Raw genomic sequence first — 16,142 nt, forward strand, 5'->3', positions numbered from 1 at the left:
GAAGAAATGAAGCTCATCCTCACCGCCGACGTCGACAACCTGGGCGCCCCCGGCGACACCGTCGAGGTCAAGGACGGCTACGGCCGCAACTACCTGCTGCCCCGCGGCCTGGCCATCGTCGCCACTCGTGGTGCCGAGAAGCAGGTCGAGGGCATCCGCCGCAGCCAGGAGGCCAAGCGCGTGCGCGGCCTCGATCACGCCAACGAGCTGAAGCAGGCCATCGAGGGCCTCGAGTCCGTCTCGCTGACCGTGAAGACCGCCGAGTCGGGCAAGCTCTTCGGCTCGGTCACCGCTGCCGATGTCGCCGCCGCGCTCAAGACCGCCGGCGGCCCCGCCGTCGACAAGCGCAGCATCGAGCTGCCGCAGGGGCACATCAAGTCCACGGGCTCGTTCCCCGTGGTCGTGGTGCTGCACCCCGACGTGCGCGCGAAGTTCGCGCTCACCGTCGCCGCGCAGTAACAGGCACGGACGCAAGAACCCCCATCGCCCTCGGGCGGTGGGGGTTCCGTCGTCTCCGGGGAACGATCAGACGGTGATCGTGCCCACGCAGGGGGTGCTGGTCTGGGTGCCGATCCACTCGCTGCCCGCGCCCGCCTTGATGACCAGGTTGAAGGTCACGGCGCCCTTGCCGGTGGTGACGGGCGTCTTGTTGAGGACGGGCAGGGGGCCGACGCCGCTCAGTTTCGCGCTGCCGAACTTGCCGGTGGTCGTGTTGTTCCACGACAGGGTCGCGGTCGAGGCGAACTGGCTCAGCACGAGGTCGCGGGCGCCGGCGTTGCCGGTCGCGCCGACGAGGATCTGGCCGTTGCCGCCGACGGTGGCGGTCACCTTCCACGTCAGCATCTGGCCGCCGACCACGAACATCGGGTTGGCGCTCGTGCAGGTGGCGGACACCGGAGCCGGCTTCGGCTTCGGTGCGGGGGTCGGGGCCGCACCCGCGGGCCCGATGGCGCACGTGGCGACGGCCGCGAGCGAGACCGCGACTCCGGCTGTGCGCGCCGCGATCGTGGAGGTGTTCATCGGGTGGGTCCTTCCGCAGTGGGTGATGCACCGATCAGAATACGCGGCGACAGGGGCCGGAAGAAGCTGCACCGTCGTCCGGTGACGCGTTCGCGCTGGTAGGAGCCCCAGCAGGTGACCGACGGGTAACAACTGGGGGTGGTTTTCTCTGCGCGACGGTGGCGGATTCACTCACGACACGCCCGAATGTCAGGTCGGTGCGACACGCGGGGGAATCTCGATCCACAACGATACACAGGCGAAGTACCCGGTAGGACCTGCAGCGATGCGGGGAAGCCCGGTGCGTATCCACAAGTTTTCCCCATCGGTCCACACAGTCCTCCCCACCCTGACCGCGGGCCCTCCACAATCCGCTCACAGATCCATCCACAGCTCCGCTTTGCGGTCCCGACCCGAGCGCCTAGCGTTCACGTGCGTCCAGCGCGCGCCCGGGAGCGAGCTTCGTGAGCAACGAACTTGTCAGGGTGTCGCGGTAGACCGAGAGAAGAACTGGTGAGCCTCGCCGCCGCACGGCGGCCCGGGGCGTGAGAGGTGGGTGCGCGGTGTCGGTCACGGACGAGCAGGAGTTCACTCCGGGCCCTGTCGGACGTCCGGAGCCCGCCCCCGGTGCCCCGCCCGCCGAGGACTTCGGCCGCCAGCCCCCACAGGACATCGCGGCCGAGCAGTCCGTGCTGGGCGCCATGATGCTCTCCAAGGACGCCATCGCGGACGTCCTCGAGGTGATCACCCCCGGCGACTTCTACCGGCCCGCGCACCAGTCCGTGTACGACGCGATCCTCGACCTCTACGGCGCCGGCGAGCCCGCGGACGCCGTGACGGTGTCGGCGACGCTCGACCGCAAGGGCGAGCTGAAGCGCGTCGGCGGCGCGCCGTACCTCCACACCCTGATCTCCACCGTGCCCACCGCGGCCAACGCCGGCTACTACGCGGAGATCGTCGCGGAGAAGGCGATCCTGCGGCGGCTCGTCGAGGCGGGGACGCGGATCGTCCAGTACGGCTACTCGGGCTCCGACGGTGCCGATGTCGCCGAGGTCGTGGACCGCGCGCAGGCCGCGGTCTACGACGTGACCGAGCGCAAGGCCTCCGAGGACTACGTGATCCTCGAGGAGCTGCTGCAGCCCACGATGGACGAGATCGACGCGATCGCCTCGCGCGGTGGCGTCAGTATGGGTGTCCCCACCGGCTTCACGGACTTCGACGCCCTCACCAACGGCCTGCACGCCGGCCAGATGATCATCGTCGCCGGCCGTCCCGGCGCCGGTAAGTCGACGATGGCGCTCGACGTGCTGCGATCCTGTGCCATCGAGCACCAGATGCCGGGGGTCCTGTTCAGCCTCGAGATGAGCAAGACCGAGGTCGTGATGCGCCTGCTCTCCGCGGAGGCGCGGATCAAGCTGGCCGATATGCGTTCGGGCAAGATGTCCGACGACGACTGGACCCGCCTGGCCCGCCGCATGTCGGAGATCTCCGAGGCGCCGCTGTTCGTCGACGATTCGCCGAACCTCACGATGATGGAGATCCGTGCGAAGGCCCGCCGCCTCAAGCAGCGGCACGACCTCAAGCTCATCGTCATCGACTACCTGCAGCTGATGACCTCCGGCAAGAAGGTCGAATCGCGCCAGCAGGAGGTCTCGGAGTTCTCGCGGCAGCTCAAGCTGCTCGCGAAGGAGCTCGAGGTCCCGCTCATCGCCGTCGCACAGCTCAACCGTGGTCCCGAGCAGCGGACCGATAAGAAGCCCCAGGTCGCCGATCTCCGCGAGTCCGGCTCGCTCGAGCAGGACGCCGACATGGTCGTGCTGGTGCACCGTCCCGACGCCTACGAGCGCGACGATCCGCGCGCCGGCGAGGCCGACTTCATCCTCGGCAAGCACCGCGCCGGCCCCACCGCCACCGTCACAGTCGCCCACCAGCTGCACTACTCCCGCTTCGTGGACATGGCCAAGGGCTGAACCCCGCTTGTAGGGTCCCAGATTCCGTGGCGGAATCCCAAGCTACGTGGCGGACAGTTGGCGGATCCGCCAACTGTTTGGGACACGCCGGGGCACGTCCCCGCATCTGAGGGCGGAAGTGGCACCGTCAAGACCATGTCGCCCGGCAGCTCCGCGGGGACCGCGGTGGAAGTATCGTTCCGCCGCGGTGAGGACCTCTGTGAGCGGACCGTGGAGTGGAAGTCGGCCGCAATGGAGGACCTTCGCGAGGCAGCGCCGTGGCGCACATTTCGCTGGTATCGAGGGCAGAAACACTACTCGGGGTGGTACTGGTCGAGCACTACCCGCGATCTGGTGATCTATGAGTCCCGCCTGGAGCTCGCTAACCTGATGCTCGCAGACTTCGACGATCGGGTTCGGGGCATCGTGGCCCAGCCTTTCCTTCTCGCGACTGAGGTCGATGGTGTCCTGCGGAGGCACGTTCCGGACTTCCTACTCGATACTGATTCCGGCCCGGTCGTCGTTGACGTAAAGCCTGCTCGAAGGCTTGATAATGATGATGTTGCAAGGGTTTTGAACTTGACTCGGGATGTCGTCGAGGCCAAGGGGTGGCGATACGAGGTCGCCACCGAGCCGCCGCCGCGGAGGGCCGCGAATGTCAGATTCCTCGCTGGCTATCGGCGCGAGAGTGCAATCGTGCCTGACCATTGCGAGGCGGTTCAGGCGGTCGCTCAGGTGGGATTGACGATTGGTGCTCTCATCGATCGGATGCCAGATCGTCCTGACGCGAGCGTGCGAGCGGCGGTGCTGCACTTGATATGGCGGCGTCGGCTGCACGTCGACATTGACGCCGCAATCACTAGTCGCACTCAGATTTCGAGGGTCTTGTGAGTGGCGTTGAGCGGGTTGAGGTTGGCGGACGGTACATGTACGACGGCGAGGCGTTCGAGATCGTGGAGCTCGCCACGGCTAAGGGCGTCGTCGATGTGCTGGGGAAAAGCGCTGCAGGGCAGTACATGCGAGTTGGCCTCGCGGAGTTGCTGTCTTCGGTCCGGGGTCGGGTCCTCCCGACCGGCCCTGGCGTTTCGAGCACTGATGCAACCGAGCCTGCAGGCGTCATCTTCGGTGAGTTGTCCGCGGCAGAGCTTCAGAAGGTGACGGAACGCGCGGGGCACGTACGCGAGATTCTTACCGGGTACAGATCTGGCAGCGCGGAGACTGCGAGCAAGGGGGAGCCCAGGCCGGAGTTTTCCGGCGACCGCCCGCTCACTGACCGCTACGCAGCGAAGGCGCGCGAACTGGGCGTCGGCTTGCGATCTGTGGAGCGGTGGGTGTCCAAGTTCCGCACTGAAGGGCCCGCAGGCCTGGTAGACGCGCGACGTACGAGAGAGGCGGAGCCCTTCCCGTCTGTCGATCGGCGGTGGTTAGACACAGCTGTCGAAGTCATGGTTGAGCACGCCACCGAGTCGAAACCGTCCCGCACGATGGTGATGGCACGCGCGGAGGCACGGGTCTTGGCGCGATTCGGAGAAGGGGTCGTCGCCATCCCGTCTCGGACAAATGCTTTCCGCGTTCTCGAGTATCTGGAACAGCGCTATCCCACATTTCGACTGTCTGCCAAGCGAAATCGCGACATCGCTGAGCGGCCAGAAGGCGTGTACGGCAAGCTCCGTCCAACTCGGCCTGGCGAGTACATGCTGATGGACACAACCAGGCTCGATGTCTTCGGGCTCGATCCTCTGACGCTGCGATGGGTGCAGGTCGAACTGACCGTCGCGATGGACTGGTACACCCGCTGCATCACCGGGTTGCGATTGACCCCGGTTTCCACGAAATCGGTTGATGTAGCGACCGTGATGTACGAGGTTTTCAGCCCACGTCCGGCCGGCGCGGACTGGCCGGAATACGCGGTGTGGCCAGCTCACGGAGTACCGCGGTCGGTACTTGTAGATGTCACCGCGGAGCGGCCAGCGGATGCGGCCGCTGGACCAGCTATTGTCCCTGAGACACTGGTCGTGGACCATGGCAAGGTCTACCTCTCGAACCACGTGATGAGTGTGTGCCAGCGCTTCGGGATTTCGGTGCAGCCAGCTCGGCTCCGAACCGGCCGCGACAAAGGGCCAGTTGAGCGGTTCTTTCGTACTATTCGTGAAGATCTCCTCCAGGCCTTGCCGGGGTACAAGGGACCTGATGTCCACTCGCGCGGCGAGGATCCTGAGGGCGGAGCGTTCTTCTACATCGACGAGCTCGAAAGCATCATCCGCGAGTGGGTTGCGCAGGTCTACCACCACCGCCAGCATTCGAGCCTGCTCGACCCGCGAGTTCCGGGCTTACGTATGTCGCCCGCCGCGATGTTCGAGCACGGTGTTTCTCGCGCCGGATACATTGAGGCGCCTCGCGATCCGGACCTGGCATTCGAGTTCCTCAAGCCGGTATGGCGGAAAATTCTTCACTACGGTGTCGAGATCGGAGGCCGCCGCTACAACGGAGACGGGCTCAACGGCTACCGTAACCTCGCGAGCCGGTTCACCGGCGAGGCCAAGGGACGATGGCCGATCCACTGCGATCCCGACGACATCACCAAGGTGTACTTCCGGCGCCCAGATGAGCGGACCTGGCACACATTGGTGTGGGAGCACGCACCGTCGATCGATATGCCGTTCAGCGAGGATGCACTGCTCTACGCAAGGAAGCTAGCAGCATCGAAGTACCGATTCCCCAACGACCGCCTTGCGGTAGCTGACTTGTTGGAGCGGTGGAACATCGGCCTGGGCTCGACCCGAGTGGAACGGCGCATTGCATTGAGAATGTCACGCGAGACCGAACTGTCGCAGCGACCGCAGGGCGAAGCGCGTGTGGATCGACTGCCGTCGGTCGCCCGCGTGCTCGCTCCCGACCAGGACGAAAGCGATGTGCAAGCAGAGGACACCGCGATTGATCGCGGTCTCGACTACGCCGGCGAGGAAGGTGACGACGATCGATTCGACCAGGAAAACATCGATGACTTCTACTCCGACGCGCTGGAGGACGTATGACCGAAACCGCCGCGACACTCGACAATCTGACCCTCGCCCGAAAGGAAGGGTGGCAGAAGTTCGTCAACACCCCCGCACGTGTTCCACCGGAGGCGTTGAACCGCGATGAACTCGACAGACTGACCGACAAGGAGCGCACCGACTACGACCGTGAGCGCCGCGAGTGGCACGCGAACCTCGGGCCCCTCAAGACCAGACAGCTGGTCGAGGTGCACGAAAACCTCTGGGATGTCATCGACTCCAACGCCCAGGACGGAGACAAACCGAAAGGCGCCGTTGCGATCGACGCAGTACCCGGACTAGGGAAGACCACCGCGGTATTGAGCTTCGCCCGCGCGTTCCACCGCCGCGAAGTAGCCGAGAACGGCACTACGACCGAGGAAGGTCATGAACGGTGGCCGGTGTGCCGGGTGGGACTGACCGGCAACACTGGCCTACGCGAGTTCAACCGGGCGATGCTCGCGTTCTACGCCCACCCAGGCGGCCGCCGCGGCAACGCCGCCGACTTCGCCCACCGAGCCCTGGACTGCGTGCTGGCATGCGAAACGAAGATCCTCATCGTCGATGATCTGCACTTCCTGCGGCTGCAGTCCACCTCCGGTGTCGAGGTCAGCAACCACTTCAAGTACATCGCCAACGAGTTCCCGTTGACGGTGATCTTCGCTGGCGTCGGTTTGGAGGCGCGGGGACTGTTCTCCGAGGGCAGTAGTGACCGAGATGCTCTTCTCGCGCAGACCGGCCGGCGTACAACGCGGCTGACAATGGATCCTTTCGGTGTCACCAATGATGCTGGGCGCCGGGCATGGCGTCAGACGCTCAAGGCGATCGAGCAGCGGGTGGTTCTGGCCGAAAAGTATCCGGGCATGATCGCCGACGATCTCTCTGACTACCTGTATGCCCGGTGTACCGGCCAGATCGGCTCACTGATGACCCTGATCAACCGGGGATGTCAGCGCGCGGTCCGGACTGGGTATGAGCGCCTCGACGAGGAACTGCTCGATCGGGTCAAGATCGACGAGGCATCGGAGAAGGCTCGCGAAGAACTGCGCCTGGCATTCGACAACGGCTGCCTGAGAACTCGCATCGGCAGGGCCGGATGACAGTGCCACGTTCGCTTCCCTTCAGGGTGGACCCGGTGCCGGGCGAAGCGATCGATTCCTGGCTCGAAGCGATCGCCTTCCGCGCCGACTCAGCGTGGGGAGACCTTCTCGACGCAGTCGACATACCTGCGCCTGCAGGTCTTGGGTACCCGCCCTGGACGATCGCACTCAGCGAGGCCGAAGTAGCCAGCCTGTGTGCCGCCACGGGCAGCGACGTCGAATTTTCGATGATGACCCTCACCCGGTTCGACGGGACCGCGGTGCGCATCGACTCGCAGTCGCGGAGTTTGCGCCGCGAAGTGGCATGGACCCGCCGCACCGGATCCCGCTTCTGCCCGCACTGCCTCCGAAGCAACGGCGGCCGATGGAAGCTCGAATGGCGACTCGGCTGGGCGTTTGCCTGCACCGACCATCGTTGTTTGCTGTCCGACGAATGCCCTCGCTGCCATAGAATTCCACGCCGCCGCCCGCTCCCGGGCCACTGCACCCCGATCCCCGGCCGATGTGCATCGCCGGCGCAGGAAGGAGGCATTGGACGGGAGGCCCGACGGTGCGGCGCCGATCTCACGGCTGCCGAGGTCCTCGACCTTCCTGGTGCGCACCCCGCTCTTCGGGCACAGGCCCTCATCGATCGAATCATCGACGACGGAGTCGTGCGGTTCGGGGTCTACGCGCGCCTTCCACAGCCTGCGGCTTCTGTGCTTGCCGACATTCGCGCCATCGGCGGCCGAGTACTGTCCTACGCCACCGACGAAGAGCTCTTAGCGCGAGTGGGACCCGAACTGGCGGTTGAGTACCGGGCAGTCGATGAACAAGGTGGTGCACGATCCGGACAAGTCCGACAGAGCCGCACGAAGCCGGCCCTCGAAGCGCCAGCGAGAGCCGTCACAGCTGCGATTGGCGTCAGTGCCGCGATCGACGTTCTGCACTGCTCGGACCTCGCAGCCGCAGCTGATCGCCTGCGATGGTTAGTGACCTCGGCCCGGGAGACAGGCCTCAGTGTTCAACCGACGAACATCGGCTGGGGGACGCGAATCTCACCAATCCTGACCGGTGTCCAGCTCGCCGCGCTATCCCCGATGCTCGACCCGTCCGACCAACTTCGCTACCGCACTCACTCCGACCTTCCCACCTTGGTGACCAGTGGGCGCGCAGAGCTACTAGCGCGTCACACGCCGACGCAATTTTGGGCCGGAATCAGTTTGCCCTTCACGGTCCCGGCGGCGAGGCGCACAATGATGCGCCTGGCATTGTCTGCGGCCTTACAGTTGGTGGGCACTCGGTTGAATCTGACGGCCGCTGGTCAGCAGGTCGGAGGTCACCTGGCTGGCCATGCCCTATCCCGATTCCTACAGATTCTGGAGTCCGATCAACACTGGAGCGATGTGTGCGCGGGTCTGACACGCGTTGCCGATTACGTTGTCGAGCGCGGCGTACCGATCGACTATCAGCGCCGACGGGCACTCGATTGCACCGGTTTGCTTCCGGACGATGAGTGGAGGCAGATCTGCCACCGCACCGGAACGCCGTCACAGGGCGGCTCCGCCCGGGCGGCTGTTGTTCGGGCGTTTCTTCGCGAGGAGCTCACAGGCGTCCCCACGGTTGACGGGTCCGCAGACTTGCTCGCTAAGATCGCCGCGTTTCCCCGCGATCTGACACCCGGCCTTCGGGACGAGCTGATCAACCACGCACGGGTGTTCTTGGACGCCGCGGGCATCGATGAGGAACCAATTGCCTGGGAGCCGCCAATTGAGCTCCTCGCTGGTCTCGACCTCCCTGGCCCGCGACCAGGACTGATCGACCGTGATCGCCTTCGAAAGCTCATCCGAGAACGCGACCTTCCCATCGGCGCCGCCGCCCGCGACCTCGGCACCACTGGCGAGGCGGTTCGCCTTGAGCTGATCGTCAATCCCCTCCCAGTCGATACCGGCCGCCGGAAGTACGCCAGCGCTCGAACGCAGCTCCCCCCGGAGGCTTTGACCCAGCTCTATCATCACGATCGCCTCACCTTGCGACAGATCGCTAACCGTATTGGAGTCAGTCGTCAGGTGATCCGTCGACTCCTCACCGAATACGAGATCCCGACGATCCCCGCTACCGAGCGCGCGAAGATCATCATCGACCGCGACTGGCTCTACCAGCAATATGTCACCAACAGCAGGGCCCTCCCTGACATAGCCCGAGAACTGGGCATGAGCACGGCGAACCTGGCTCGGTGGGCGAACAAACACGAGATTCCGATGAGACCCCGCGGCGGACCCAGTCACACCGCGGCCCTCGACGCCGCGGCCGCCGCGAAAACGGTGCCGCCGATCTTGCGCACAGCTGTTGCGGCCCAGGGCGGGCGCGACCGACTGGAACGGGCGAAAGCAGCATCGCGATTCCCCACGCTGACCGAGGCTGCACACGCGTTAGGAACCAGCCAGGCAACCCTCACGAACCAGTTTCTCCGGCTCGAACGCGAGACCGGCGGAGCTCTGTTCGACCGTGCCGAGCGCAATCGCCCTATGACCCTGACCGCCCACGGACGGAGGGTGATCGACGCCATTCGAAAGCTGGACGGAACTGCTAGCGAGTCTCCCGGTGGGTAAAACGGTGCACCAAGTTCCTGAACCTGGCCTCTCAGGTGGTGAAGACGTGGTTCGGAATGCCCTAGCCTCCACGCACGTCGTCGCGTCGGTAGGGTCAGGAGCGAACCGCGATTCCACGTCCCGGAACCTGTCATGGTGAGGCTCTAGAATAGAGACAGCTAAGCCCGGCTCGTTTGCCGACGAACCGGGCTCAGCTGAACAACCGAATCACCACTCCGAGGGTTCGCCCCTCGATACCGTGACCGTTGCGAATGTCTTTGGATGACGCCTCCGATGGTAGACGGTGTGCGCGGGTTCGCCAAACACCGGAACGCTGGTGTGGGCGAGCGATGCGGACCTTGGCGTGGTGGCTCATCCACACTGCCTTGAGGAGGCACCGTTGACCAACGACAGTCGCGACTCTGATCGCACAACCGATACCACCAGCACTGAACGGGCTGGAGGTGCCCGGCCCATCCAGGTCGGGCAGCACCGGCTCGAGGGCATGTCGACGGACCTGTTCGTTCAGGTCCCGACGACCTTGATCGACCCGACTCGCGCGCTGATCGCGTCGGAAGGTGTCGGCGCGGTCTACTCCGTGCCGTGGCAGTCCCGGACCCACCGCTCCGCGGTGGCGAGGACCGCGGCGGATCAGACCCGCAAGAAGTGCCCCGAAGCAGCGTTGCTGCTCGACGCGAACCTCTACAGCGGCCGGCAGCGGAAGGTGGCGACGGCGGAGCCGACCCGCGACTGGATCACCGTGCAACGTAGCGCGGGCCTGACGTGGGCATTGACCGATTCCGGCTATGTGGCCAAGGGCGACACCGCTGGGCTGCGGACCACCCTGAAGACGGCGGCCCGCTTCGGTGGACAGGTGATTGCGGCGCTGCCGATCGCGAGCTGGTGGCTTTCGCACGCCGCCGATTCGCTCCGGTCTGAGATCAACGCGCACGGCATCCCCGTGGCGTTGATGGTCGAAGACACCGACGACCCGTTCGACCGGACCAACGTCGTGACCGGGCTGGTGCACGTCCTCACCGCAGATGTCCCGGTGCTGCTCCTGCGCAGTGACACGGCGGGGTTGGGGGCGCTGGCGTACGGCGCCGCAGGCGCGGCGATGGGGTCATCGACCACCTACCGGCACATCTACCCCGACATCGGCGGGGGCGGCACCAGCGGGTCGGTGTCGTTCATCCTCCCGGAGCTTCTCGCGTACACGTCGCTGACCGCGTTCGAGCGGCATTACCTCAAGGACAAGTCCCACGCCGCGTGGTGCTGCGACTGCGCACTCTGCGGTGGACGGGACCTGACCTGGATCCGCACGGCTGACATCCCGAAGGCAGCAGCGTTCTCGCATTCGGTCTCCGCGGTCGCGATGCTCGGTCGCGGTTTGGCCACCGCTATCGCCGCCCACAACGGCCCGCAGGCGTGGACGGCGATGTGCGAGGCCGCCCACGAGAGCAACATCGAGATCGAGAAGCTCACCGGCGGGGACTGGAAGCGCAAACGCGCCCTGTCCGCCTGGATCGGCGCTACGCCGGAGCCGGCTGCGGCGTGATCGGCACCCCTGTCGCGAGGGCGTGAGCGAATAGCCGCTCCTCCCAGTACCGCACCGCGACGATCCGCGGAGGATCGGCAACCTTCGATCCCCGCACCAGTAGTTCCTCGCCGGCGTGAGAGGTATGCACCACGCTCACGTCGGCGAGGTCCGCCGCCGTCAAGCTCAGCGCCGTGGGCCGCCGCTCGGTCAGCACCACGGTCTCGCCGAACCCGCGAAGCTCACTGGCGACATACAGGGCCCTCTTCCACTGCCCGGTGGCGACGAACCCGACGATGCTCAACGGCGCCGCCGGCGGCGCCCCCGCGCCCTCCGCCGGGCACATCTCCCACAGCTCGAGGACCTGCGCGTCGAGCATCGGTCCCGCCCCGGACGACATCCGTTCGGCGACGGTCGACGACCATCGGACCACCGGATACCCGCGAAGCCCCGACAGTTCGGTCCGCGGCAACACCGACACCGAGCTATCGAGGACGAGCTCCGCAGCCGCGACCACGGCCGCGTCGACCAGATCCGCCGGCGCGACGGCAGGGACGTCGAACAGGGGGAGCTGACCCGCCTCTGCGTGGATTGACCGGGTACGTCGCCGCGCCGTCACTGGTCTTCCTCTCCCACGGGCGCGGGCTCCGGCGCGATGACCCGCGACGCGGCGAACAGATGAATGCGGTCCTCCAGGGCCAGGAACGCCACGACGCTCCCAATGTCCAGACCGACCGAGTCGAGGACCGCCGCCGGCAGCGCGATCTGTCGCGACGTCCGCAGCCGCCGCGGACGATCCGGGTTACCTCGTACGGACGGCTTCGTCCCGCGCGGGCCGCGAGTGGGAATGATCTCGACGATCCTCTGGTCGGCGACGACACCGATCCGGACCCACGAAGGCTGCCGCACTCCGGATGCCTTCGCCACCTTCGCTGGGATGGTGATCCGGCGGAAGCTGTCGATCGTCCGGGGACCCGTGGGAAGCATACTGCTGATTTTAGCAGTCAAGGACCGAACAGTCACTGGTACTGCGGATTACAGCGCATGTTCCTCGTGCCGACCGCTGTCCCGCTAAGGCACGGAAGCGCCGTCGTCGAGGGCTTCGAGGACGGCGCGGAGGAACTCAGCCGCAGTGAGGGGGATGCCGCGTTCGCGGAGCTGTTGCTCTAGCTGCTGCTCGATGTGGTCCACGCGTGTCGATCCTGCCGCAGGCGATCGTGCTGGTGCTGTGCCGGGGAGCCTCGCGACGGTGTCGTGCAGCCACTACCTGCGCGCGAGAGGCGCGTTCGCGCTAGCAGCACGTGGCCAGGACGGCCCGGAGCGCTTCAAGGGAGTCAGGTTCGGCCCGGTAGAAGACGTTGATCCCGCGCCGCTCGGAGCTGACGAGGCCGGCCTTCTTGAGCTGGCTCAGGTGGTGACTGACGGTCGCCGACGACAGGCCCACCGTGTCGGCGAGGTCGCCGGTGCTGATTTCGCCTGGACGTGCGGCCATGAGGATCGAGATCAGCTGGATCCGGGCCGGGTCGGCGAGGGCCTTGAGGCGCAGGGCGAGCTCGAGTGCCGCGGCCTCGTCCATCACGCCGGCGGCCAGCGGAGCACAGCAGATCGGGGCGCTGATGTCGACGACGGGGAGCGTCTTGGGCATACGCTTCAATCTACCTACTCGTTGACATATGTCAAAGCGTGGTCTAGAACTGAACGAGCAACAGTTAGATGTATGTCGAAGCCTCGGAGGTTCTCATGTCCCGCGTCCAGCTCGCCCTCAATGTCGATGACCTCGATCAGTCGATCGCGTTCTACACCAAGCTGTTCGGCACGGGCCCGGCGAAGGTCAAGCCCGGTTACGCCAACTTCGCCGTCGCCGACCCGGCGCTCAAGCTGGTCCTGCTGGAGAACCCCGGCCAGGGCGGCAGCATCAACCATCTCGGCGTCGAGGTGGACTCCAGCGACAAGGTGCACGCTGAGATCGCCCGCCTCACCGAGGAGCAGCTGTTCACCGAGGAGGAGATCGGCGCCACCTGTTGCTTCGCCACCCAGGACAAGGTCTGGGTCACCGCCCCCGACGCCGAGCGTTGGGAGGTCTACACCGTCCTCGCTGACGCCGAGACCTTCGACGGCGGACACACTCCGGCGACGACAGCCGAGGACTCCGAAGCGACGCCGGCCGCGTGCTGCACCCCTGCGGCGGCGAACTGCTGCTAGTCCGCCCTCGATCGATGGCCGTCACCGCTTCGGGTGGCGGCCATCGACGCGGTTACCAGAGAGCGCTGGCGCGAAACGCAGTAGCGGGCCGCACTGCGCTGTACCGGCTGGTTCTCGCGGTCGGCGTCCCCCTGGGCGGAGGCTGCGCTGGAGGAGAGGCATCTGCGGTTAGGCGCAGTCGCGTGGGTGGAATCCCTCGATGCGGTCGATCGGGGTAAAGACAGGGCAACCGACTTGGTCGTTTCGGTTGAGGATCACGTTCGATGCCGCCATCACTTCGCAGGCTGCGAGCCCGCGGCTAGCGGCGAGCAGCATGGAAAGCCCGTAGAACGTTGCTGCCGCCGGCGGGGTGAGCGCGAAGAACGCGAAGAAGACCAGCGTGTTAGTGGCCATGGCCCACGCGCCTGTGACCCGCAGTGGTGCCGAATCACGACCCCGAAGTACAACCGCGAGGGTGATCGCGGCAGGGACCAGTGCGACCGCGATGATGAGGTCGATTGTGGAAGGTCCGATGATGATCCCGGCTCCCACGAAAGCGGCACCGATCACTGTCCGGGCGGCGGTGCCCCATCGGCCGATCTCTCTTGTCCTGCGTGCGAGGGGCGATTTCACTGTGTTGGTCATTGGGCGGTTCCTTCGTGCTGATCCGGCGAGCAGCATCCGGCCTGTCGGGCTGTGTCCGGGCTGATGAGCGCTTGTTCAGCGAGAGCTTTCCCGAGGGCGTGCGCGTGGGTGATGTCGAGGAGTTGGTTGCCGGGATTTTCGCGCGTCCACGTTTGGGCATCGTGTGGGGAGGCGAAGAAGTGCACTTGGTTGCAGAACGACGTTCGAAGCGAGCTGAGGTCATCGGGGTCGACGAGCGATAGCACTGCGGTGTCGGGTTCGATGCTGGTCACGGTGTCTGCCGTGACAGAGATTCTGATCGTTTGACCGCTCGCGGGTGAGGTCGACTCGATGGTGGCTGACTGGTTTAGGAGTGTGGGGAAGATCAGGGTGTCGAGTGCGCACCACGTGAACAGTTCGTGACCTGCGACGGTGAACCGATGCGGGGTCGGACGGAGGGTCAGTCCTTGCCCGACTATTTGGTCGCGATCGTCGTATTCGGTGTCGGAAACGGATTGGAGTCGTTCCCGTACATCGGGTTCCGACAGTCCGGCCGCAGCTGCTAAGTCCTCTACGCTGACGGGGTTTCCCTTGGAGAGGAGCCTGAGTAGGGGAACCAGGACTGCCGGATCGAGGCCGGACCCCTCGGGGGTGATGAGTCGATCGAGTGGATTGGTCATTGTCTGGGACTTCGCTTGCGGATCGGTGGAATCAGGAATTAGGAAGCGCAGCAGGAGAGCTGGGCGATGTCGGTGCTGAAGGATTGTGCGGCGATTTTGATGCCCTCGGCCATGGTCAGGTAGGGCGCCCATGTCCGGGCGACCTGCTCGACGGTCATCCTTGCTTCGAGGATGTAGACCCCAGCGGCGGCGATCTCGCCGGCACTATTCGCGACCGCCGAAATTCCGAGGACTCGATGACTATCGGAGTCTGCGATGAGCTTGATGAAGCCTCGGGTATCTCGGTCAACTTGGGCCCGGGGTACGTGAGTGAGCGGAAGAAGCGAGCTCGTGTACCGGATTCCGCTTGCGAGGGCCTGCGTCTCGGTCATACCGACGCTCCCGATTGCCGGACTGGTGAACATCACGCGCGGCAGGTGCGTGTAGTCCAACGACCGCGGGGTCTGTCCGAACATGTTGTCGGCGACCGTTGTGCCTTGCGCGGCTGCGACATAGACGAACTCGGGATGGCCGGTCACATCGCCCGCTGCCCACACACGCGGGTTTGATGTTCTGAGCTGATTCGACACGAGGATCGCGCCGCTGGTGCTCGTGTCGACTCCAACCGTCTCCAGATTCAAACCTCTAGTATTCGGGGTTCTGCCCGTCGCGACGAGCAGCTTCGCCGCACGGAAGTCGCCTTGTCCACCAGGGCTGGAGGCGGTCACGACGACCTCACCCGCCTCGGTGTCGACCGAGGTCGCGGTCGCGAGCTGCACTACCTCGATGTGCTCGTCAGCGAGCGCTTCCAGGAGAGCATCTGCGACGTCAGCATCTTCGGCCGAAGCGATCCTGGACCGCACCAAAACGGTTACCTTCGCCCCCAGTCGCGCGAAGAGTTGCGCCTGCTCGAGCGCGATGAACCCGCCGCCGATCACTAGGAGTGATTCCGGGACTGCGGTCAACTCCATCGCGGTCGTCGACGTCAGGTAGTCGACCAGATTGAGTCCGGGAATCGACGGAATCGACGGTTGGGCCCCTGTTGCCACCAAGTACCGTCGAGCAATTATCGTCTCGGTAGTCCCATCGGGAGCTGTGACCACCAGCGATGGCGCTGCCCGCGTTCCCGCGAACGCGGCCGCACCCTGGACGCGGCGCCAGCCGTACGAGTCCGCAACGGCAACGTACTTCTCTGACCGCATCGACTCTGCCAAGCGCCGTGTCCCCGCCGCCAGGGCGGCCATATCTACCGGCACGGCGGTCGCACCGACCCCCGGGAACCGGCCAGCATCAGAGACCGTGTGCTGTGCCTGCGCCGCGGCGATCAACGCCTTCGACGGCACGCAACCGGTATTCACACAGGTGCCGCCGAAAGTGCCTCGCTCGATCATCACCACGGACTTGCCCATGGCTGTTGCGCGGATCGCCGCCGCCATCGCTGCAGCACCCGAACCAACGATCGCAAGATCAAACTCTTCACTCATGTCA

General features: G+C 65.5%; 15 protein-coding genes. 8 read left to right on the plus strand and 7 right to left on the minus strand.

The window, feature by feature from the left end; all coding sequences use genetic code 11:
• Window positions 1-6: 6 nt before the first annotated feature.
• A complete protein-coding gene (gene rplI, locus FK530_RS16125; protein WP_068526175.1) occupies window positions 7-459 on the plus strand; it encodes a 50S ribosomal protein L9 in 453 nt (150 codons plus the stop codon).
• Between the two features lie 66 nt (window positions 460-525).
• On the opposite strand, the gene FK530_RS16130 is transcribed toward rplI, so the two are convergent.
• Entirely contained in the window at window positions 526-1,020 is a 495-nt protein-coding gene (locus FK530_RS16130) for a hypothetical protein (protein ID WP_146488057.1), read from the minus strand.
• A gap of 542 nt (window positions 1,021-1,562) precedes the next feature.
• Here FK530_RS16130 and dnaB point away from each other — a divergent pair.
• From dnaB to FK530_RS16160, 6 genes are all read left to right on the plus strand, one after another.
• On the plus strand, window positions 1,563-2,969 hold the full coding sequence (gene dnaB / locus FK530_RS16135; RefSeq protein ID WP_146488058.1) for a replicative DNA helicase: 1,407 nt from the start codon (window positions 1,563-1,565) through the stop codon (window positions 2,967-2,969).
• 135 nt (window positions 2,970-3,104) lie between these two features.
• Window positions 3,105-3,839, plus strand: coding sequence for a TnsA-like heteromeric transposase endonuclease subunit (locus tag FK530_RS16140; protein WP_225536084.1), 735 nt, complete (start codon window positions 3,105-3,107; stop codon window positions 3,837-3,839).
• 35 nt (window positions 3,840-3,874) lie between these two features.
• On the plus strand, window positions 3,875-5,983 hold the full coding sequence (locus FK530_RS16145) for a TnsB C-terminal domain-containing protein (protein ID WP_068526171.1): 2,109 nt from the start codon (window positions 3,875-3,877) through the stop codon (window positions 5,981-5,983).
• Entirely contained in the window at window positions 5,980-7,083 is a 1,104-nt protein-coding gene (locus FK530_RS16150; RefSeq protein ID WP_019201592.1) for an AAA family ATPase, read from the plus strand. The genes FK530_RS16145 and FK530_RS16150 overlap by 4 nt, the downstream gene beginning before the upstream one ends.
• Complete coding sequence (locus FK530_RS16155) at window positions 7,080-9,674, plus strand: TniQ family protein (RefSeq protein ID WP_040765942.1); 2,595 nt, start codon at window positions 7,080-7,082, stop codon at window positions 9,672-9,674. Before FK530_RS16150 ends, FK530_RS16155 begins: the two co-directional genes overlap by 4 nt.
• Before the next feature lie 283 nt (window positions 9,675-9,957).
• Window positions 9,958-11,211 carry a hypothetical protein gene (locus tag FK530_RS16160; RefSeq protein WP_146488059.1) on the plus strand — a complete coding sequence of 418 codons (1,254 nt, stop codon included), beginning with the start codon at window positions 9,958-9,960 and terminating at the stop codon, window positions 11,209-11,211.
• Here FK530_RS16160 and FK530_RS16165 read toward each other — a convergent pair.
• The 3 genes from FK530_RS16165 to FK530_RS16175 all read right to left on the minus strand — a co-directional run bounded on the left by FK530_RS16165 (window position 11,186) and on the right by FK530_RS16175 (window position 12,835).
• A complete protein-coding gene (locus FK530_RS16165) occupies window positions 11,186-11,809 on the minus strand; it encodes a hypothetical protein (protein ID WP_068526169.1) in 624 nt (207 codons plus the stop codon). The genes FK530_RS16160 and FK530_RS16165 overlap by 26 nt on opposite strands.
• On the minus strand, window positions 11,806-12,117 hold the full coding sequence (locus FK530_RS16170) for an AbrB/MazE/SpoVT family DNA-binding domain-containing protein (protein WP_126195753.1): 312 nt from the start codon (window positions 12,115-12,117) through the stop codon (window positions 11,806-11,808). Before FK530_RS16170 ends, FK530_RS16165 begins: the two co-directional genes overlap by 4 nt.
• Window positions 12,118-12,481: 364 nt before the next feature.
• Window positions 12,482-12,835 (minus strand): Rv2640c family ArsR-like transcriptional regulator, encoded by a 354-nt coding sequence (locus FK530_RS16175; protein ID WP_068526167.1) that lies wholly within the window; start codon window positions 12,833-12,835, stop codon window positions 12,482-12,484.
• A gap of 95 nt (window positions 12,836-12,930) precedes the next feature.
• Here FK530_RS16175 and FK530_RS16180 point away from each other — a divergent pair, with 95 nt between their 5' ends.
• A complete protein-coding gene (locus FK530_RS16180) occupies window positions 12,931-13,392 on the plus strand; it encodes an ArsI/CadI family heavy metal resistance metalloenzyme (protein WP_068526166.1) in 462 nt (153 codons plus the stop codon).
• Window positions 13,393-13,560: 168 nt separating this feature from the next.
• Here FK530_RS16180 and FK530_RS16185 read toward each other — a convergent pair whose 3' ends face one another.
• The 3 genes from FK530_RS16185 to merA are packed head-to-tail and all read right to left on the minus strand — an operon-like array spanning window position 13,561 to window position 16,138.
• Window positions 13,561-14,016 carry a hypothetical protein gene (locus FK530_RS16185; RefSeq protein ID WP_126195754.1) on the minus strand — a complete coding sequence of 152 codons (456 nt, stop codon included), beginning with the start codon at window positions 14,014-14,016 and terminating at the stop codon, window positions 13,561-13,563.
• Window positions 14,013-14,675, minus strand: coding sequence for an organomercurial lyase MerB (gene merB, locus FK530_RS16190; protein WP_074850279.1), 663 nt, complete (start codon window positions 14,673-14,675; stop codon window positions 14,013-14,015). Before merB ends, FK530_RS16185 begins: the two co-directional genes overlap by 4 nt.
• Before the next feature lie 38 nt (window positions 14,676-14,713).
• A complete protein-coding gene (merA, locus tag FK530_RS16195; RefSeq protein ID WP_068526164.1) occupies window positions 14,714-16,138 on the minus strand; it encodes a mercury(II) reductase in 1,425 nt (474 codons plus the stop codon).
• Between the last annotated feature and the right edge of the window lie 4 nt (window positions 16,139-16,142).

Origin of the sequence: Tsukamurella conjunctivitidis (genome assembly GCF_007858475.1) — a bacterium.
Taxonomy (GTDB): Bacteria; Actinomycetota; Actinomycetes; order Mycobacteriales; family Mycobacteriaceae; genus Tsukamurella; species Tsukamurella conjunctivitidis.